The organism is Pantoea sp. 18069, assembly GCF_902706035.1.
GTDB lineage: Bacteria > Pseudomonadota > Gammaproteobacteria > Burkholderiales > Burkholderiaceae_C > Comamonas.
In genome coordinates this window covers 93,587-111,335 of the sequence record NZ_CACSJA010000017.1, presented here as the reverse complement: position 1 = coordinate 111,335, position 17,749 = coordinate 93,587, and the positions used below count along the sequence as shown (strand labels likewise).

Genomic DNA, 17,749 nt, shown 5'->3' with positions numbered 1-17,749 from the left:
GCCCCCCCACCCCATCCGCTGGCCCGCCGAGGCCCTGTGGCAGGCCGTGAGCCCGCTGCTCGAAGGCTTTAGCGTCGAGATCCTGCCCGAAGTCGACTCGACCAACACCGAACTGATGCGTCGCGCGCGCGCCGGCCGCTGCGAGCCCATCCTGCTGGTCACCGAGCAACAGACCGCGGGCCGCGGGCGGCTGGGCCGCCAGTGGGTCAGCGAGATCGGTGATTCGCTGACGTTTTCCCTGGGCCTGCCCATGGCCCCGGCCGAATGGTCGGGCCTGTCGCTGGCCGTGGGCGTGAGCCTGGCGCAGAGCCTGCAGCCGCAACTGCCCGCCGCGGGCGAAGACCGCTTGCGCCTGGGCCTCAAATGGCCCAACGACCTCTGGCTCGAAGGCGACCGCAAGCTCGGCGGCATCCTGATCGAAACCGCCAGCGGCATAGGCCTCGCGGGCCCGGACCGCTATGTGGTGATCGGCGTGGGGCTGAACGTGCGCGCGCCCGATGGCCAGGGCCTGTCGACCACGCCGGCCAGCCTGCGCGAAGTCGACCCCGCGCTCGACGCGCCCACGGCCCTGGGCCGTATCGTGCCGCCGCTGGTGCGCGCCTTGCAGGCGTTTGCCCGGCATGGCTTTGCGCCCGTGCGCGCGCAGTTCGCCGAACGCGATCTGCTGGCGCAGCGCGAAGTCAACCTGAGCGACGGCCAACGCGGCCTGGCCCAGGGCGTGGGCCCCGACGGCGCGCTGCTGGTGCAGACCGCCGCCGGCCTGCGCGCCGTGACCAGTTCGGACATCAGCGTGCGCCCCCGGCCCGCGCCTCTTTCCTGACAGAAAGCCTCCCATGCTGCGCATCGCCCTGTTGATCCTGCTGCTGGCCAATGCCGGCTATTTCGCCTGGAGCCAGGGTGCGTTGGCCAGCCTGGGCTGGGCGCCCCAGCAGCACAGCGAGCCCGAGCGGCTGCGCCAGCAACTGCGCCCCGAAACGCTGCAGCTGCAGCAACCCGCGGCGCCCGCACCAGAGACCATGGCGGCACCGGCTGCCCCACCTTCCCCGGGCGCACCGACTGCGGCCCAGGACGGCCCGGCCCAGTGCCTGCAGGCCGGCATCTATGACGATGACGCATCGGACACGCTGCGCCGCGCGCTGGTGCTGCAATTGCCCGAAGGCAGTTGGAACCTGGCACCGTTCACCCAGTCGGGCCGCTGGATGGTCTACATGGGCAAGTTTGCCGACAACCAGGCGCTGGAGAAGAAGCGCGCCGAACTCACGGCGCGCAAGCTCGACCATGACCGCGCGGGCGGAGTGCTGGAGCCCGGGCTGTCCCTGGGCCGCTTCGCGAGCGAGGAAGCCGCCACGCGCGAACTGACCCAGCTCGTGCGCCAGGGCGTGCGCAGCGCGCGCGTGGTGCAGGAGCGCCCCGACAAGCACGGCTTCGTGCTGCGCCTGCCCGCGGCCACGCCCGCGCTGCGCGCGCAGCTTGAAGCGCTGCCGGCGTTCGCGGGCAAGCCCTTGCGGGCTTGCACCCCCTGAGCGGCTTACGCCGGATGGCCGGCCCCCGCGCCCCACGGCAGACGAAAAAAAGCCCGGAGAAACCGGGCTTTTTTGCATGCGCAGGGGCCGCTCAGGCGCGTGGATCGAGGACCATCAGGTCTTCGACCAGGGCCTGCAGATCCTTTGTCAGGCGCAGATAGCCGGCCTGGTCCAGCGCCAGCGTCTGCTCGTCCATGTAGAGCTTGCGGTTGATCTCGATCTGGATGCTGTGGCGGTTGTCTGCCGGGTTGCCGTAGCGGCGCACCAGCTCCACGCCCTTGTAGGGGTGGTTGTAGTCGACGCTGTAGCCGCGCGCGCGCAGGAAAGCGCAGATGCGCTGCGACAGGCGCGTGTCGGCGGTCGTGCCGTCGCGGTCACCGATCACGAAATCCGCATGCACCAGGCCCGGGTGCAGCGTCGCATGGCTGGCCGCGACCGCAGGCATCGAATGGCAGTTGATGTGGATGCTGTAGCCATGGCGCGCATGGGCGGCGTCTATGGCCTTGGCCACGGCCGCGTGGTAAGGCTTCCAGCAGCGCTCTATGCGCGCCAGCAGTTCGTCCACCGACAGCACGCGGTCATAGATCGGCACGCCGGCATCGGTGAACTTCCAGATCAGGCCCTTGCCCAGCCGCACCTTCTGCAGCACCACCTGATCGTCGGTGACAGGCAGGGGCCAGTCGCCATCGATCATGCCGGTGTCGATTTCCGTGGTGTCACGGTTGGCATCGAGGTAGATGCGCGGGAAATGCGCCTCGACCCAGCTCACGCCCAGCGCCGTCGCGAACGCATAGATCTTTTCGACATGCGTGTCTTCGGCCTGGCGCAGGGTGGCCAGCGGCAGGCAGGAGCCGAAGTCGTCGGGGTACCAGGTGCCGCTGTGCGGCGAATCCAGCACCACGGCGCTGGTGCCGGGGACGCTGGTCACCATCTGGGCCGCAGCGGGCGCGTGGGCCACGCCTGCCACTCCGGGCTGGGCGTGCTGGAAACGTTGGCTGATCAATTGCAGGACGGGATGCATAGGCAAGCTGGAAGTAAGGAGAATCAGTCGATTTGAATCTTGGCGTAGGCGGCGACCTGCTTCATCTTCGCGATCTCGGTCTCGATCTGCTTGGTGAATGCCACGGTCGTCGTGCCCGTGGGGTACAGACCCTGGGCAGCCATGCGTTGCTTGACCACGTCTTCCTTGAGCGCGGCGGCCACGGCCTTCTGCACGCGTGCGACCTGGGCGGCGGGCATGGACTTGGGCGCAACCAGACCGAACCACGAAGGATCGTTGATGTCCTTGTAGCCGAGTTCGGCATAGGTCGGCACATTGGGCAGCACGTCCAGGCGCTCCGGCCAGCTCACGGCGATCGCGCGCAGCTTGCCGGAATTGATCTGCGCCAGCGACGAGGCGACCTGATCGAAGTACACGTGAACCTGTCCGCCGAGCACGTCATTGATGGCCGGGCCGGCGCCGCGGTAGGGAATGTGCAGCATGTCGGTGCCGGTGGCACGCTTGAACAGCTCGCCCCACATGTGGCCGATGGTGCCGTTGCCGGGCGTCGCATAGCTGACCTTGCCGGGGTTGGCCTTGAGGTAGGCAACGAGTTCGGCCATGTCCTTGACGGGCAGGGCCGTGGGGTTGACCACGATCACGCCCGGTGCCTTGACCATTTCGGTCACGCCGACGAAGTCCTTGGTGGCGTCGTAGGGCATCTTGGTCAGCACGGCGGGGTTCACGCCATGGGTCGACAGCGTGGCCACGCCCAGCGTCAGGTTGTCGGTGGCACGCGCCACTTCGGCCATGCCGATCGAGCCGCCGGCACCGGCGCGGTTCTCGATGACCACGGGCTGGTTCAGGATGCGACCGAGCACGTCCTGCAGGTTGCGCACGACCATGTCGGTGGAGCCGCCCGGGGGAAAAGGCACCACGATGCGCAGGGGCCGGCTATTGTCCTGCGCAAAAGACATTCCTGGAACGACAGTTGTGGCGGCGATGGAGGCAATAAAGTGACGACGTTGCATGGTGATATTTTCCTTTTCGATAAGAAAGATTAACGGAATTCGCCACGAAGACAAAGCAATACCTGTGCCTGTTATCATTCCAAATTGGAATATATTCAAGCTTTATGAGCATCCCTCGCCATTCTCTGTGATTGATATCCATGACCAGTTTGCGCCGCCTCAATCCTCCCGTACACCTGTTGCGGGCTTTTTCCACCGTGGTGCGTTTCGGCGGGGTTTCGCGGGCGGCCGAGGCGCTGCACCTCACGCAAAGCGCGGTCAGCAAGCAGGTCCAGGAGCTAGAGAAATGGGTGGGCGTGACGCTGTTCGAGCGCAACCGCAAGCGCCTCACGCTGACCCCGGCCGGCGAACGCTATGAACGCAGCGTGCGTACGCTGCTCTCCCAGCTCGAGGCCGCGACGCTGGAGCTGATCACCAGCGATGACCGCAATGGTGCGCTCTACCTGTCGGTGCTGCCCACTTTCGGTGCCAAGTGGCTGATCCCGCGGCTGCCGCAGTTCCAGCAGCGCGAGCCCCAGGTCACGCTGCATTTCGTGCCCTATGTCCACGGCTATGACTTCGAAAGCCCGACGCTCGACTGCTCCATCCTGTTCGGCGACGGCCACTGGCCGGGCGCGCGCGCCCACTATCTGGTCGGGCAGCAGGTCGCGCTGATCGCGCCGCCCGCAAGCAGCCCCGGCGCCTTGCGCCTGCGCACGCCCGAGGACCTGATCGCCTGCACCCGGCTGCGCCATGTGACCATTCCCGACGCCTGGGCGCAGTGGAGCCTGGCCCATGGCGTGACCGGCATGCGCGCGCTCGACGGCCCGCAGTTCGACCAGTTCCAGAGCATCATCCGCGCGGTCATGGCGGGCATGGGCGTGGCGCTGGTGCCGCGTTGCCTGGTGCAGGACGAAATCGCCTCGGGGCTGGTCACCGAACCTTTGCCCGGCCATGGCTACACCAGCCACCTCGGCTACTGGTTCTGCTACCCCGAAGGCCGCTCCCACCATGGTGCGCTGGGCACGTTCCGCAACTGGCTGCTGGAGTCGGCCGCGCAGTCCAGTGCGGCCATGATCGCGGCCAGCGAGGCGGGCCGCGCAGCCTCGGCCCAGGCCGCCGCGTGATGCGCCGCAGCCGGCTCAGCGCGCCGAAAGCAGCAGCGGCAACGCCGCAAAGCGCACGCTGAAGCGCGCGCCGGGCGGCATCTGCTGCGCGCGCGCGGGCTCGAGCGACACCTGGGCGCCATGCAGGCGCGCAATCTCCTGCACGATGGGCAGGCCCAGCCCCGAGCCGTCGGCCTGCGTGCCCAGCGCGCGGTAAAACGGCTGGAACACCAGCGCGCGCTCGGCCTCGGGAACGCCCGGGCCGGTGTCCTCGACCTGCAGCACCAGCATCCGGTCAAAGGTGTCGGTCAGCAACCGCACCGTGACCACGCCGGGCTGCTCGGGCGTCGACGGCGTGTAGTTGATGGCGTTGTCCACGAGGTTGCGCACCAGCTCGGTCAGCAGCGTCGGGTTGCCGTCCATCCAGACGCCGGGCGCACCCGGTTCGGCGCCGTCGTAGCCCAGGTCCACGCACCTGTCGAGCGCACGCGGCACCGAGTCGCGCACCACGTCGATCACCAGCCGCGCGAGATCGCAGCGCTGCTTGGCCAGCGCCGCGCCCGTGCCTTCGACGCGCGCGAGCGCGAGCAGCTGGTTGACGGTATGGCTGGCGCGCATGCTGGCCCGGCCGATCTGCTGCAGCGAGCGCTTGAGCTCCTGCGTGCTCGTGCCTTCGCGCTGCGCCAGATCGGCCTGCATGCGCAGGCCCGCCAGCGGCGTCTTGAGCTGGTGCGCGGCATCGGCCAGAAAGCGCTTTTGCGTCGCCAGCGACTCGCCCAGCCGGCCCAGCAGGTCATCGACGGCATTCACCAGCGGCGCGACCTCGAGCGGCACGTCCTGGAAATTGAGCGGCGACAGGTCATCGGGCTTGCGCGCGCGAATGCGCTCCTCGAGCCGGTGCAAGGGCGTGATGCCGCGCGCCAGCGCCATCCAGACCAGCATCACCGCCAGCGGTAAGACAACGAATTGCGGCAGCATCACGCCGCGGATGATTTCAGCGGCCAGCGCACTGCGCTGATTGCGGGTCTCGGCCACCTGCACCAGCGCCCGCTGGCCTTCGCCCCCCAGTGGCACCCAGACCGCGGCCAGCCGCATGTCCACGCCGCGCAGCTCGGCGTCGTACAGCTGGACTTCGCCATTGTGCCGCTCGGTATCGGTCCACGGCGGCCTGGGCAGATCCGGCTCCCCCCCGACCAGCCGGCCCTGCGGGTCTAGCACCTGGTAATACACATGGTCCGACGCACTCGCGCGCAGGTTATGCTTCATCGCATGCGCCAGATTGAACTGCGGCTGGCCTTGCTGCACCAGCCCGGCGAGTTCGCGCGCGCCATACTCCAGTGCCCGGTCATACGGCTGGTTGGCCAGCCCCTGCGCGACCAGCCAGGTCAGCGCCAGGCTCACGGGCCACAGCAGCAGCAACGGCGTGAGCATCCAGTCCAGGATGCCGCCGAACAGCGAATATTGCTCGCGCTGGAAGACTTTCATGCGCCCGGTCCGCGCATGTTCAATCGCGAATCTTTTCCAGGCAATATCCCAGGCCCCGCACCGTCGCAATCCGTATCGGCCCATGCTCGATCTTCTTGCGCAGGCGGTGGATATAGACCTCGATGGCGTTGTTGCTCAGCTCCTCGCCCCACTCGCACAGGCGCTCGACCAGCTGGTCCTTGCTGACCAGGCGGCCCGCGCGCTGCAGCAGCACTTCGAGCAGGCCCAGCTCGCGCGCCGAGAGCTCGACCATCTTGCCGTCTATCGTCGCCACGCGGCCCGACTGGTCATAGACCAGCGGCCCGTGCTTGATGGTGCTGCTCGCGCCGCCCATGCCGCGGCGCGTGAGCGCGCGCACGCGCGCTTCGAGCTCCTGCAGGCTGAACGGCTTGGCCATGTAGTCATCGGCGCCGAAATCCAGCCCCTTGACGCGCTCCTCGACGCTGTCGGCCGCCGTGAGAATCAGCACCGGCAGGCCGTCGCCGCGCCCGCGCAGCCGGCGCAGCACTTCGAGGCCGTGCATCTTGGGCAGGCCCAGGTCGAGGATCAGCAGGTCGAACTCGCTGCTGGTCATCAGCACCGATTCCGCCTCGCTGCCGCTGGCCACATGGCTGACCACGGCGCCCGACCCGCGCAGGCTGCGCAACAGGCCATCGGCAAAGACCTGGTCGTCTTCTGCAATCAAAATGCGCATGCGACTTCTTTCCTGGATGGGCGCGGCGGTGCACGACCGCCAGGTCCGGGTTTTGTCGCCATTCTAGGGGCGGACCGTGGCGCTACGCCAGGGGGTTTTCGCCTGGATTACGCAGGTCGGCCGTGGGCGCCGGCATAGGCTTCGAGCCCCAGCGCGACCACGGTCGCCACCTCGTCACCCACTTCGGCGCGAAACTCGGCCTCGGCCTGGGCCACGGCCGCTTCGAACGCCTGCAGCCAGCTGAGCCCCGTGGGCGTGAAGCGCAGCCAGCGCGTGCGCCGGTCGCGCGCATCGGCTTCGCGCGTGACCAGGCCCCAGGCGATGCACTGCTCGACCAGATCCGCCATGGCCTGCTTGCTCATGCCCGCGCGTTCGGCCAGGTCGGTCAGCCGGTCGCCGCCCAGCGACAGATGGCGCGTGATATGGATGTGCGCGGCGCTGACCTGGTCGCGCGCCGCCAGGTTGGACAGCGCCAGCGGCACTTCGACCGCATGCGCCATGAGCTGCATCACGCGCGCATCGAAGCGGCGCATCGCATGCCCGAGCAGCCGGCCCAGATGGGTCTGGCGCCAGGCGTCGGACGCCGGCGCAAGAGGCGCCGGCGCGGAGGTGGAATGGGAAGACGAGGCCATGCCTTATTGTCAGGCAAACTGACTAAAAATCATCTATACACGCCGAGACAACGCCCATAAACTACTGTTCAAGCATCCAGCCTGGCAGTAACAACAGACAGACGGTGCTATCCAAATCATTGCTTTCTAGGAGTTTTTCATGGACGTCACCACTGTCAAGGGCACCAACCCCGCCATCGCCGCCAACACCGAAAAGGCCAAGGCCCTGCAAGCCGCATTGGCGCAGATCGAAAAGCAGTTCGGCAAGGGCACCATCATGCGGCTGGGCGAAGGCGAAGTCATCGAAGACATCCAGGTCGTGTCCACGGGCTCGCTGGGCCTGGACATCGCGCTGGGCGTAGGCGGCCTGCCGCGCGGCCGCGTGGTCGAAATCTACGGCCCGGAATCGTCGGGCAAGACCACGCTCACGCTGCAGGTGATTGCCGAAATGCAGAAGATCGGCGGCCAATGCGCGTTCGTCGACGCCGAGCATGCGCTCGACGTGCAATACGCACAGAAGCTGGGCGTGCAGCTGTCCGACCTGCTGATCAGCCAGCCCGACACCGGCGAACAGGCGCTCGAGATCGTCGACAGCCTGGTGCGTTCGGGTGCCGTCGACCTGATCGTCATCGACTCGGTCGCAGCGCTCACGCCCAAGGCCGAAATCGAAGGCGACATGGGCGACGCCCTGCCCGGCCTGCAGGCCCGCCTCATGAGCCAGGCGCTGCGCAAGCTCACCGCGACCATCAAGAAGACCAATTGCATGGTCATCTTCATCAACCAGATCCGCATGAAGATCGGCGTGATGTTCGGCTCGCCCGAAACCACCACCGGCGGCAATGCGCTCAAGTTCTACGCTTCGGTGCGCCTGGACATCCGCCGCACCGGCACGATCAAGAAGGGCGATACCGCGATCGGCAACGAAACCCGCGTGAAGGTGGTCAAGAACAAGGTCAGCCCGCCGTTCAAGACCGCCGAGTTCGACATCCTGTTCGGCGAAGGCATCTCGCGCGAAGGCGAAATCATCGACATGGGCGTCGAAGCCAAGATCCTCGACAAGTCGGGCGCCTGGTACGCCTACCGCGGCGAGAAGATCGGCCAGGGCCGTGACAACGCGCGTGAATTCCTGCGCGAGAACCCCGACCTGGCGCACGAGATCGAAAACCGGGTGCGCGAAGGCCTGGGCATCTCGCTGCTGGCCGGCACCGCGCCCGCCCCGGCCGCCGGCAAGCCGTCGAAGGCCGACAAGGCCGCGGACAAGGCCGAAAAAGCGGACAAGGCAGAGAAGGCCGCCGCTGCCGGCGAGTAAGCAACGCCAGCGCGCAGCCTGCCGCTGCGCGCCGGTGGCTGACCGGCATCCACTGACTCCAGACCCATGGGCTTTGCCACTCTTTCCCTCAAAGGCCGCGCGCTGCGCCTGCTGGCCCAGCGCGAGCACTCGCGCCTGGAGCTAGAGCGCAAGCTCGCCGGCCATGTCGCCGAAGGCGACGACCTCGCGGCCGTGCTCGACGAACTCGAAGCCAGGGACTTCATCAACCCCGAGCGCGTCGCGCAGTCCGTCGCCTACCGCCGCGGCAGCAAGCTGGGCACGGCGCGCGTGGTCCAGGAAATGCGCAGCAAGGGCCTGGACGACGATACGGTGCGCGCCGCCACGCAAGAGTTGCGCGCCACCGAATGGCCGCGCGCCCACGCCATCTGGCGCCAGCGCTTCGGCGCGCCGGCCGACAGTCCGCAGGACAAGCTCAAGCAGATGCGTTTTCTCGCCAGCCGCGGATTCTCCGGCGAGATCGTGCGCAAAGTGGTGGCCGGCCAGGTGCCCGAGGACATCGCCGACCAAGGCTGAAGAAACGCGTCCGCAGCATGCCGGATAAGGCCGTGCACTGCCGGCGGGTTTTCTTTTCAGCGCTTGTATCGCCATACCCGACGAAACTGGCACGGCCCAAGCCAGGGGCAGCGAGCAAGGGCCGCCCCGCAGCGATGCTGCCGTCCCCCTCCACCGCAGGTTGAGAGGGGGAAGCGGCGAAGCCGCTCAGGGGGTGAATTCTTATATTCCCAGCATCAACTGCAGATTCTGCACCGCCGCGCCGCTCGCGCCCTTGCCCAGGTTGTCCAGGCGGGCGATCAGCACCGCATGGCGGTATTGCTCATTCGCAAACACGCGCAGTTCAAGCTTGTTGGTATTGGCCAGCGTATCGGCGGCGAGCTTGCCGTCGTCGGTGGGCGGCAGCACCGACACCCATTGCTCGGGCGTCGCGGTGCGCGCGTAATGGCTGGCCAGCGCGTCGTGCAGGTCGGCGGCCTTGGGCGCGCCGGGCAGCAGGTCGAGGTGCAGGGGCAGCTGCACCAGCATGCCCTGGGCGAAATTGCCCACGGCGGGAATGAACAGTGGACGGCGTGTGAGGCCCGTATAGCGCATGATTTCCGCGATGTGCTTGTGCGCCAGGCCCAGGGCGTAAGCCTCATAAGGCGCGGCGGTGCCGGCCTCGTAGGCTTCTATCATCGGGCGGCCGCCGCCCGAATAACCCGACACCGAAGGCAGGCTCACGCCGAAATCCGCAGGCAACAGGCCCGCATCGACCAGCGGGCGCAGCAAGGCAATGGCGCCGGTCGCGTAGCAGCCGGGGTTGGACACGCGCGTCGCGGTCTTGACGGCCTCGAGCTGGCCGTCGCACAGCTCGGGAAAGCCATAGACCCAGCCCGGCGCGGTGCGGTGGGCCGTGGAGGCATCGATGATCTTGATGCTGCGGCCGGTTTCCTGGGCGATGGCATCGACCATGGCCACGGTCTCTCGCGCGGCGTCATCGTGCAGGCACAGGATCACCAGGTCCACGCCGGCGACCAGGGCGCGCTTGGCCACCGGGTCCTTGCGCAGTTCTGGCGCGATGCTGATCAGCTCGACACCCGGCATCGCCTGCAGCCGCTCGCGGATCTGCAGACCCGTGGTGCCGGCTTCGCCGTCAATGAACACTTTGGACATGGAAGAACTCCTGCAATCGTTCCCGGCCTTGCGCTACGCGGGCAGCGCAAAAGCCAGTATATAGGTTAGTAGTTTTACACCAGGGATGGTGCATCGCAGCATGATACATTTCCGGATTGCCATGTCCCACGCCCGCGGCCAGACAGCATTATGGCAACCGGGTAAACCACCATTCCTGAGAGAGAGACAGCTCATGAAGATTCATGAATATCAAGGCAAGGAAATCTTGCGTACGTTCGGCGTGCCCGTTCCGCGCGGCATTCCTGCATTCACCGTACAAGAAGCCGTCGAAGCGGCGCAGAAGCTCGGCGGCCCGGTTTGGGTCGTGAAGGCCCAGATCCACGCGGGTGGCCGCGGCAAGGGCGGCGGCGTCAAGGTCGCCAAGAGCATTGAAGACGTCAAGCGCATCTCCGGCGAAATCCTCGGCATGCAGCTCGTGACGCACCAGACCGGCCCCGAAGGCCAGAAGGTCCGCCGCCTGTACATCGAAGACGGCGCTGACATCCAGCAGGAATACTACCTGTCGGCCGTGACCGACCGCGCCACGCAAAAGGTGGCATTCATTGCCTCCAGCGAAGGCGGCATGGACATCGAGGAAGTGGCCCACGCCACGCCTGAGAAGATCATCACCGTGATGGTCGACCCCCTGCAAGGTTTCACCCAGGCCAATGGCGAAGAACTCGCCAAGGGCATCGGCATGCCTGAAGATTCGGTGGCCTCGTTCATCGACATCTGCCAGAAGATCTACAAGTGCTACATGGACACCGACGCGTCGCTGGTTGAGATCAACCCGCTGAACCGCGACGGCAAGGGCACCATCACCGCCCTGGACGCGAAGTTCAACTTCGACCCCAACGCGCTGTTCCGCCACCCCGAAATCGTTGCCTTCCGCGACCTGGACGAAGAAGATCCGGCCGAAGTCGAAGCCTCGAAGTTCGACCTGGCCTACATCTCGCTCGACGGCAACATCGGCTGCCTGGTCAACGGCGCCGGCCTGGCCATGGCGACCATGGACACCATCAAGCTGTTCGGCGGCGAGCCGGCCAACTTCCTGGACGTGGGCGGCGGCGCCACTCCCGAGAAGGTCACCGAAGCCTTCAAGATCATGCTGAAGAACCCCAAGGTCGAAGGCATTCTGGTCAACATCTTCGGCGGCATCATGAAGTGCGACACCATCGCCACCGGCGTGATCACGGCCTGCAAGGCCGTGAACCTGCAAGTGCCGCTGGTGGTTCGCATGAAGGGCACCAACGAAGTGCTGGGCAAGAAGATGCTGGCCGAATCCGGCCTGCCCATCATCTCGGCCGACACCATGGCTGAAGCTGCCACCAAGATTGTTGAAGCCGTCAAGTAATAGACCCTGGAGATAGCAATATGTCGATCTATATCAACAAAGACACCAAAGTCATCACCCAGGGCATCACCGGCAAGACAGGCCAGTTCCACACCGAAAAGTGCCAGGAATACGCGAACGGCAAGAACTGCTTCGTCGCGGGCGTGAACCCCAAGAAGGCCGGCGAGTCGATCTTCAACATCCCAATCTTCGGTTCGGTCAAGGACGCTGCACAGCAAACCGGCGCCACCGTGTCGGTGATCTACGTGCCGCCCGCAGGCGCCGCTGCCGCGATCTGGGAAGCCGTCGAAGCCGACCTGGACCTGGCAATCTGCATCACCGAAGGCATTCCAGTCCGTGACATGCTCGAAGTGCGCAACCGCATGAAGGCCAAGGAAGCCGCTGGCGGCAAGCGCACGCTGCTGCTGGGCCCCAACTGCCCCGGCCTGATCACGCCCGACGAGATCAAGATCGGCATCATGCCCGGCCACATCCACAAGAAGGGCCGCATCGGTGTGGTCTCGCGCTCCGGCACGCTGACCTATGAAGCCGTGGCCCAGCTGACCGAACTGGGCATTGGCCAGTCGTCCGCTGTCGGCATCGGTGGCGACCCGATCAACGGCCTCAAGCACATCGACGTGATGCAGGCCTTCAACGACGATCCGGACACCGACGCCGTGATCATGATCGGTGAAATCGGCGGCCCCGATGAAGCCGAAGCCGCCCTGTGGTGCAAGGCCAACATGAAGAAGCCCATCGTCGGCTTCATCGCCGGCGTCACGGCTCCCGCAGGCAAGCGCATGGGCCACGCCGGCGCGCTGATCTCCGGCGGTGCCGACACGGCCGATGCCAAGCTCGCCATCATGGAAGAGTGCGGCTTCACGATCACCCGCAACCCGTCCGAAATGGCGCGTCTGCTCAAGGGTCTGATCTGATCCACGGCGCCTGACGCCCCCTGGGGCCGCGCTCTCGCAGCGCAGCCCGCAGGACAAAGGATGGATGCTTTTCGCGCTGCAATGGCGCGCAGGGCACCATCCTTTTTTTCGTTGGGCTGCGCAACAAGTGGAACCATTGCTGCACACAACAGCCTAAGGGTCATTGCCTGCCCCGGGACAATCGCCACAATGCCCACCACCCGGCTGCATCCTTTCCTGCCTTCTTTACCCATCTGCCCGTGCTTCTGCGCTTTTGCCGCCCCTCCCCGCCACCGCCACAGTGGTGCTACGCATTTGCGCAGCGCAGCGACTGCGGCATGGTGCGCACCAACAATGAAGATGCCGTGCATGTCGAGGTAGCGCCCGCCTGGTCCGTGGCAGTGCTTGCCGACGGCATGGGCGGCTACCGGGCCGGAGAAGTCGCCAGCGCACTCGCGGTGCAATCCATTGCGCAGTCGCTGCAGCGCAGCGCGCTGAAATCCGCGACGCCGGCCCGGCCGCCGCGCATGGCGGCGGTGCACCGGGCGCTCGAGCATTGCGTGCAGGCCGCGAACACCGCAGTGCGCGCGCATGCAAGCCACCACGCCGAGTGCCAGGGCATGGGCACCACGGTGGTCGCGGCGGTGTTCACGCAGGGCCGGCTGGTCCTTGCCCACCTCGGTGATTCGCGTGCCTATCTGTGGCGCCGCGGCACGCTGGCGCAGCTCACCAGCGACCACTCCTGGCTGCAGGAGCAGCTCGATACCGGCCAGATCAGCGCCGATGCGGCGGCGCAGTCCGGGCTGGGCCATCTGATCACGCGCGCGCTCGGCGTCTCCGATAGCGCGCAACCCACGCTGCGCGAAGAGCCGCTGGAAGCCGGCGACCGCATCCTTCTTTGCTCCGACGGACTCAGCGACCTGCTCAGCGCAGGCGAGATCGCAGCGCTGCTGGCCATGCCCGAGCCGCTGGCGCGCCAGGTGGAGCAGCTGATCGCGCGTGCCAACGCGCTGGGCGGGCATGACAATATCAGCGTCATCCTCGCCAGCGTCGAGGCCGCGCCCGCGGACTGATCCACAGGCCGGCGATTCCCGGAAAAACCCTCTAAACTCCCGTGTTGGCTGCCGCCTTCGCCCAAGGCTGCGCGCGCCAATCACCCGCAGGAGTCCCGTGCATGCCCAGCCTGGTCATTTCAATTGACGGAGCCGTCATCAAGGAAGTCGCGCTGACCAAGGAGCGCACCACGCTCGGGCGCCGGCCTTACAACGACATCGTGATCAGCAACCTGGCCGTCAGCGGCGAGCATGCGCTGCTCCATTGCACGGCCGGCCGCGTATCCATCGAAGACCTGCACAGCACCAACGGCACCTATGTGAACCAGCAGCGCATCACGCGCCAGGAAATCCACCACGGCGATCTGCTGCATATCGGCCAGTACCAACTAAGCCTGCAGTTCACGCCGCAGGAATACGCGGCCTGGGGCGTGGCCGCCGCGGCCGCCCAGCCCGCCTGCCTGCGGCTCGAAGGCGACACCGGCCGCGAAGTCGCACTGGTCAAGCCCGTGACCACACTGGGTAAACCCGGCGTCGCCGTGGCCGCCATCACCCGCAAGGCCATGGGCTTTACCGTCGCACGCACCGAAGGCGCGGACGGCAGCCTGTGCCTCAACGGCCTGGCCGTGGGCACCGAGCCCCGGCCGCTGCAGCATGGCGATCTGATCGAGCTTGCGGGCAGCCGCTTGCAGTTTTTGCTGCTACAGACCAGCGCCTGAGATTCCATGCGGCGCGGGAATGACATGTTTTGGCAATAGACGCGCGCAATTGACAAATTTGTCATACGCATACGGCAAACTTGTCAGAAAATGTTGAAACGTCGCTGGATTTGCAACCAAACCTTATGGCGACGCAAGACCGTTGACTCAACCCGCATTGGCACAACACTTGCTGATGTGGGTTACCTATTTTTTACCCCAGGAGCTTTAGATGAAGCGCACTATCCAGCAAGGTTTTACCTTGATCGAACTGATGATCGTTGTGGCGATTATTGGCATTTTGGCGGCTGTGGCATTGCCGGCTTATCAGGATTACACGGTCCGCGCACGCGTCACCGAAGGCCTGGGCCTGGCAACCGCTGCCAAAACAGCTGTTTCTGAAGGTGTGGCCAGCATCAATACAGGTACCATCGAGGCCTATTCTGGCACTGGCGCGCCTCCGGCCCCTGCGGCCGGCAATGCTTCCTATGGTTTTGAATTTACCGCTGGCACCAACGTGACGTCTATCGCCATTGCTGCAATGCCTCCCACGCCTATCGCCGGCAGCGGGCAAATTGCTATCACTTATGGCGGGAACGTAGCTACGTCACTGACCACTCCTTTGCTTCTGACTCCTGGCAGCGGCACGGTAAACAACACGGGTACTCCTAGCGGTCTCGTGGTTCGTGCACAGCCTATCGTGTGGGGATGCGGCACTGTCACAACTACCGCCTACAAATTTTTGCCTGCAAACTGCCGCTTCCCTGCGGTAGTGGCTGCATCTGGCGACTAATTTCCATCCTCGCTCCTCACGCCAATGAACTCCAGAATATCTATATTCTGAAAACGATAGCGCCGGACGTTGTTAAAAGGGCCGTTCATCGGCCCTTTTCTATTGAAAAATCAATACAGAGATGAAAAATTGTATCTCCAATGAAAGAGTTAAAGCCACAGTCATTCACATTGCATTTTCTCTAAGCATTGCGATCATTATCTCAGCCGTTATTTTTCAGCTCTGGTTTACCGCCCCCCTTTCCAATATCACCGGCAGCACCTCGCTCTACTGGTTGATCGTCACCGTTGACATAATTTGCGGCCCCCTGCTTCTGTTTGTCATCTGGAACCCCAAGAAGCCTGGCCGGGTGTTGGCCACCGACGCAGCCATCGTAATAGTCATCCAACTGGCGGCGCTTGGCTATGGCGTCTGGACCATCTACCAGATTCGCCCGGTCTATATCGTGTTTGAAACTGACCGCCTGCGAATGATCAACGCCACGGAAATCGACTCCGATGATCTGGAAAAGGCGCCGGACCATTGGAAAAATCTGCCACTGCTGGGCCCGAAGTTGCTGAGTACCCGCATCCCCAAAGATGGCCCTGAGATGTTACGTAGCATAGAGTTGTCCATTGCCGGCAAGGAGCCTTCGGTACGCCCGGAAATGTGGGAGGAATATGCACCCGCCAAAGAAAAAGTCAGGGTAGCTAGCAGAAGCCTGCCCGAACTGCTTGCGGTCTATCCGGACAAGCATGCGGAAATCACCCGCCTTGCGGAAAAATTCAACGTACCCTATCCGTCCATTATTTGGCTGCCCCTCACCAGCGCTCGATCCATGGACTGGGTGGCGTTGATCGATGCGCGAAACATGGAGCCTTTTACCTATATTCCGGGTGATGGATTCATTCCGCGCTGATAAACCGTTTTGGCGCTGCCTTGAGGACTGGCCGTTCATCCTTCGACAGGCTTAGGACGAACGGAGGAGCCATTTGCGGTGAGCTTGTCGAAGCGTAAGAACTCGCAGATTTCGACGCATTGTCCATCTATCCTTGGAAAATTTCCTTACGCTAGGCTGAGTACGAGTGGATTCAGAAATCGGATCAACTACACCTGAGATGACCCCACCGTCCTACTGCGTTTTTCAGCGCGAATACTGGCAAATGGGCTACCGAATATTTTCCAAGGAGCTTTCAATGAAGCGCATCCTCCAACAAGGTTTCACCTTGATCGAACTGATGGTGGTCGTGGCAATCATTGGGATTTTGGCGGCCGTAGCGCTGCCCGCGTATCAGGATTACACGATTCGCGCGCGGGTCAGCGAAGGGCTGGGTCTGGCGACTGCCGCCAAAGCTGCAGTGGCAGATGCCTTCTTCACCGTCAACACGGCGGGTGTTGCTGCTTATGCCGGCACTGGCGCTCCCACTGCAGCCAGCGAAAACTTGGCATCCTATAACTATGAATATGCCGCTGGCTCGCATGTTGCAGCGATTGCCATTGCCGGCGTTCCTGTACTCGCGGCGCCCATAATGGGTGATGCTCGAATCACGATCACCTATGCAGGCCAGGTAGCCACGGCACTGGGCGCGCCTCTTTTGCTGACGCCTGGCAGCGGCACCGTGACCAACTCGGCACTGCCCTCCGGTCCCATGCGTGCGGCCCAGCCCATGGTCTGGGGCTGCGGCATTGCCACACAGTCCGCGTTCAAGTATTTGCCGGCAAATTGCCGCTATGTGATGCCTTGATGCGCATTGTGCTGCTGGATTCTGAGCGCACGCCGTTTATCCGTCGACAGGCCCTGGGCGAACAGGGAAACCGTTCGTGGTGAGCTTCGCTCGGCGCGCCCGTCGCACCATGAACGGCCTGTCCTCATTCCACGCTGTTTCTTGATAACGCATGGCGAGACTTCGTCTCGCCTACCTCGCCCAGGATGAACGGAAGATAAAGTCAGCTATCTCTGGCGCTCACGCCACCCACAGCCCATGAAACCGGCGTGCCCCAGCACAGGGGCTCCGAGCAAGGGCCGCCGCGTAGCGGCTGATGGGGTGCTTCAGGTGCTCTGCCACGACCCCGACTTCCCCCCATGCTTTTCCAGCACGCGCACGCCGGTCATGGTCATTCCCCGATCCGCGGCCTTGCACATATCGTAAATGGTCAGCAGCGCAATCTGCACCGCCGTCAGCGCTTCCATCTCCACACCCGTGGGGCCCACCGTTTCCACGGTGGCGCGGCATGCGACGGCGTTATCGGCATCAACCAATTCAAACTCCACGGCCACGCGCGTCAGCGCCAGCGGATGGCATAGCGGAATCAGATCACTGGTCTTTTTCGCGGCCATGATGCCCGCGATACGCGCAATGCCCAGCACATCGCCTTTTTTCGCGCTGCCCGAGGCGATCAGCGCCAGCGTCGCGGGCAGCATTTCTATGCGGCCCTCTGCAATCGCTATGCGGTGGGTCGCGGGTTTGGCGGCGACATCGACCATATGGGCCTGGCCCTGGGCGTCGAAATGGGTGAGCGGTGAAGTCATGAGGGGGTGGTGTCCGACGGAACATTACGACAATGCGGGCATCATAGTGGGGTGTACCACTGCCA

General features: G+C 64.6%; 19 protein-coding genes. 12 read left to right on the top strand and 7 right to left on the bottom strand.

Annotated elements, in window-relative coordinates:
• Both GVL12_RS14950 and GVL12_RS14945 read left to right on the top strand, forming a co-directional pair.
• Window positions 1–820, top strand: an 820-nt coding sequence (locus GVL12_RS14950; RefSeq protein WP_200843775.1) for a biotin--[acetyl-CoA-carboxylase] ligase, incomplete at its 5' end; no start/stop codon positions are given.
• Window positions 821–833: 13 nt separating this feature from the next.
• Window positions 834–1,523 (top strand): SPOR domain-containing protein, encoded by a 690-nt coding sequence (locus GVL12_RS14945; RefSeq protein WP_159915352.1) that lies wholly within the window; start codon window positions 834–836, stop codon window positions 1,521–1,523.
• Between the two features lie 91 nt (window positions 1,524–1,614).
• On the opposite strand, the gene GVL12_RS14940 is transcribed toward GVL12_RS14945, so the two are convergent.
• Together GVL12_RS14940 and GVL12_RS14935 are read right to left on the bottom strand one after the other, a co-directional pair.
• Window positions 1,615–2,544, bottom strand: coding sequence for an N-formylglutamate amidohydrolase (locus tag GVL12_RS14940; RefSeq protein WP_159915350.1), 930 nt, complete (start codon window positions 2,542–2,544; stop codon window positions 1,615–1,617).
• A gap of 23 nt (window positions 2,545–2,567) precedes the next feature.
• Window positions 2,568–3,533: a tripartite tricarboxylate transporter substrate binding protein gene (locus GVL12_RS14935; RefSeq protein ID WP_159915348.1), complete on the bottom strand. Its 966-nt coding sequence runs from the start codon at window positions 3,531–3,533 to the stop codon at window positions 2,568–2,570.
• Between the two features lie 140 nt (window positions 3,534–3,673).
• Between GVL12_RS14935 and GVL12_RS14930 the strand changes: the two genes are divergently transcribed.
• Window positions 3,674–4,639 (top strand): LysR substrate-binding domain-containing protein, encoded by a 966-nt coding sequence (locus GVL12_RS14930; RefSeq protein WP_159915346.1) that lies wholly within the window; start codon window positions 3,674–3,676, stop codon window positions 4,637–4,639.
• Window positions 4,640–4,654: 15 nt separating this feature from the next.
• On the opposite strand, the gene GVL12_RS14925 is transcribed toward GVL12_RS14930, so the two are convergent.
• From GVL12_RS14925 to GVL12_RS14915, 3 genes are all read right to left on the bottom strand, one after another.
• Window positions 4,655–6,103, bottom strand: coding sequence for a sensor histidine kinase (locus tag GVL12_RS14925; RefSeq protein ID WP_159915344.1), 1,449 nt, complete (start codon window positions 6,101–6,103; stop codon window positions 4,655–4,657).
• 19 nt (window positions 6,104–6,122) lie between these two features.
• The gene (locus GVL12_RS14920) at window positions 6,123–6,797 is read right to left on the bottom strand and encodes a response regulator transcription factor (protein ID WP_159915342.1); all 675 of its coding nucleotides are present in this window, start codon (window positions 6,795–6,797) and stop codon (window positions 6,123–6,125) included.
• A 107-nt stretch (window positions 6,798–6,904) separates the two neighbouring features.
• Window positions 6,905–7,429 (bottom strand): MarR family winged helix-turn-helix transcriptional regulator, encoded by a 525-nt coding sequence (locus GVL12_RS14915; protein WP_159915340.1) that lies wholly within the window; start codon window positions 7,427–7,429, stop codon window positions 6,905–6,907.
• Window positions 7,430–7,604: 175 nt separating this feature from the next.
• Between GVL12_RS14915 and recA the strand changes: the two genes are divergently transcribed.
• Window positions 7,605–8,717: a recombinase RecA gene (gene recA, locus GVL12_RS14910; protein WP_235033873.1), complete on the top strand. Its 1,113-nt coding sequence runs from the start codon at window positions 7,605–7,607 to the stop codon at window positions 8,715–8,717.
• 66 nt (window positions 8,718–8,783) lie between these two features.
• The gene (recX, locus tag GVL12_RS14905) at window positions 8,784–9,251 is read left to right on the top strand and encodes a recombination regulator RecX (RefSeq protein ID WP_159915336.1); all 468 of its coding nucleotides are present in this window, start codon (window positions 8,784–8,786) and stop codon (window positions 9,249–9,251) included.
• Between the two features lie 201 nt (window positions 9,252–9,452).
• On the opposite strand, the gene argC is transcribed toward recX, so the two are convergent.
• Window positions 9,453–10,385, bottom strand: coding sequence for an N-acetyl-gamma-glutamyl-phosphate reductase (gene argC, locus GVL12_RS14900; RefSeq protein WP_159915334.1), 933 nt, complete (start codon window positions 10,383–10,385; stop codon window positions 9,453–9,455).
• Between the two features lie 193 nt (window positions 10,386–10,578).
• Here argC and sucC point away from each other — a divergent pair, with 193 nt between their 5' ends.
• The 7 genes from sucC to GVL12_RS14865 all read left to right on the top strand — a co-directional run bounded on the left by sucC (window position 10,579) and on the right by GVL12_RS14865 (window position 16,899).
• The gene (gene sucC, locus GVL12_RS14895) at window positions 10,579–11,739 is read left to right on the top strand and encodes an ADP-forming succinate--CoA ligase subunit beta (protein WP_159915332.1); all 1,161 of its coding nucleotides are present in this window, start codon (window positions 10,579–10,581) and stop codon (window positions 11,737–11,739) included.
• Between the two features lie 20 nt (window positions 11,740–11,759).
• Window positions 11,760–12,653: a succinate--CoA ligase subunit alpha gene (gene sucD / locus GVL12_RS14890; RefSeq protein WP_159915330.1), complete on the top strand. Its 894-nt coding sequence runs from the start codon at window positions 11,760–11,762 to the stop codon at window positions 12,651–12,653.
• 317 nt (window positions 12,654–12,970) lie between these two features.
• Window positions 12,971–13,705, top strand: a complete 735-nt coding sequence (locus tag GVL12_RS14885) for a PP2C family serine/threonine-protein phosphatase (protein ID WP_159915328.1) — start codon at window positions 12,971–12,973, stop codon at window positions 13,703–13,705.
• A gap of 101 nt (window positions 13,706–13,806) precedes the next feature.
• Window positions 13,807–14,403 carry an FHA domain-containing protein gene (locus tag GVL12_RS14880; protein WP_159915326.1) on the top strand — a complete coding sequence of 199 codons (597 nt, stop codon included), beginning with the start codon at window positions 13,807–13,809 and terminating at the stop codon, window positions 14,401–14,403.
• Window positions 14,404–14,614: 211 nt separating this feature from the next.
• On the top strand, window positions 14,615–15,175 hold the full coding sequence (locus tag GVL12_RS14875) for a pilin (RefSeq protein ID WP_159915324.1): 561 nt from the start codon (window positions 14,615–14,617) through the stop codon (window positions 15,173–15,175).
• A gap of 121 nt (window positions 15,176–15,296) precedes the next feature.
• Window positions 15,297–16,073 (top strand): TfpX/TfpZ family type IV pilin accessory protein, encoded by a 777-nt coding sequence (tfpZ, locus tag GVL12_RS14870; protein ID WP_159915322.1) that lies wholly within the window; start codon window positions 15,297–15,299, stop codon window positions 16,071–16,073.
• A 277-nt stretch (window positions 16,074–16,350) separates the two neighbouring features.
• Window positions 16,351–16,899 (top strand): pilin, encoded by a 549-nt coding sequence (locus GVL12_RS14865; RefSeq protein WP_159915320.1) that lies wholly within the window; start codon window positions 16,351–16,353, stop codon window positions 16,897–16,899.
• 305 nt (window positions 16,900–17,204) lie between these two features.
• On the opposite strand, the gene moaC is transcribed toward GVL12_RS14865, so the two are convergent.
• Window positions 17,205–17,684, bottom strand: coding sequence for a cyclic pyranopterin monophosphate synthase MoaC (moaC, locus tag GVL12_RS14860; protein ID WP_159915318.1), 480 nt, complete (start codon window positions 17,682–17,684; stop codon window positions 17,205–17,207).
• Between the last annotated feature and the right edge of the window lie 65 nt (window positions 17,685–17,749).

Bases quoted from the DNA above. Each gene is read 5' to 3' on its own strand.
- GVL12_RS14945 (WP_159915352.1), top strand. From the start codon at position 834: ATGCTGCGCATCGCCCTGTTGATCCTGCTGCTGGCCAATGCCGGCTAT.
- GVL12_RS14940 (WP_159915350.1), bottom strand. From the start codon at position 2,544: ATGCATCCCGTCCTGCAATTGATCAGCCAACGTTTCCAGCACGCCCAG.
- GVL12_RS14935 (WP_159915348.1), bottom strand. From the start codon at position 3,533: ATGCAACGTCGTCACTTTATTGCCTCCATCGCCGCCACAACTGTCGTT.
- GVL12_RS14930 (WP_159915346.1), top strand. From the start codon at position 3,674: ATGACCAGTTTGCGCCGCCTCAATCCTCCCGTACACCTGTTGCGGGCT.
- GVL12_RS14925 (WP_159915344.1), bottom strand. From the start codon at position 6,103: ATGAAAGTCTTCCAGCGCGAGCAATATTCGCTGTTCGGCGGCATCCTG.
- GVL12_RS14920 (WP_159915342.1), bottom strand. From the start codon at position 6,797: ATGCGCATTTTGATTGCAGAAGACGACCAGGTCTTTGCCGATGGCCTG.
- GVL12_RS14915 (WP_159915340.1), bottom strand. From the start codon at position 7,429: ATGGCCTCGTCTTCCCATTCCACCTCCGCGCCGGCGCCTCTTGCGCCG.
- recX (WP_159915336.1), top strand. From the start codon at position 8,784: ATGGGCTTTGCCACTCTTTCCCTCAAAGGCCGCGCGCTGCGCCTGCTG.
- argC (WP_159915334.1), bottom strand. From the start codon at position 10,385: ATGTCCAAAGTGTTCATTGACGGCGAAGCCGGCACCACGGGTCTGCAG.
- sucC (WP_159915332.1), top strand. From the start codon at position 10,579: ATGAAGATTCATGAATATCAAGGCAAGGAAATCTTGCGTACGTTCGGC.
- sucD (WP_159915330.1), top strand. From the start codon at position 11,760: ATGTCGATCTATATCAACAAAGACACCAAAGTCATCACCCAGGGCATC.
- GVL12_RS14885 (WP_159915328.1), top strand. From the start codon at position 12,971: ATGGTGCGCACCAACAATGAAGATGCCGTGCATGTCGAGGTAGCGCCC.
- GVL12_RS14880 (WP_159915326.1), top strand. From the start codon at position 13,807: ATGCCCAGCCTGGTCATTTCAATTGACGGAGCCGTCATCAAGGAAGTC.
- GVL12_RS14875 (WP_159915324.1), top strand. From the start codon at position 14,615: ATGAAGCGCACTATCCAGCAAGGTTTTACCTTGATCGAACTGATGATC.
- tfpZ (WP_159915322.1), top strand. From the start codon at position 15,297: ATGAAAAATTGTATCTCCAATGAAAGAGTTAAAGCCACAGTCATTCAC.
- GVL12_RS14865 (WP_159915320.1), top strand. From the start codon at position 16,351: ATGAAGCGCATCCTCCAACAAGGTTTCACCTTGATCGAACTGATGGTG.
- moaC (WP_159915318.1), bottom strand. From the start codon at position 17,684: ATGACTTCACCGCTCACCCATTTCGACGCCCAGGGCCAGGCCCATATG.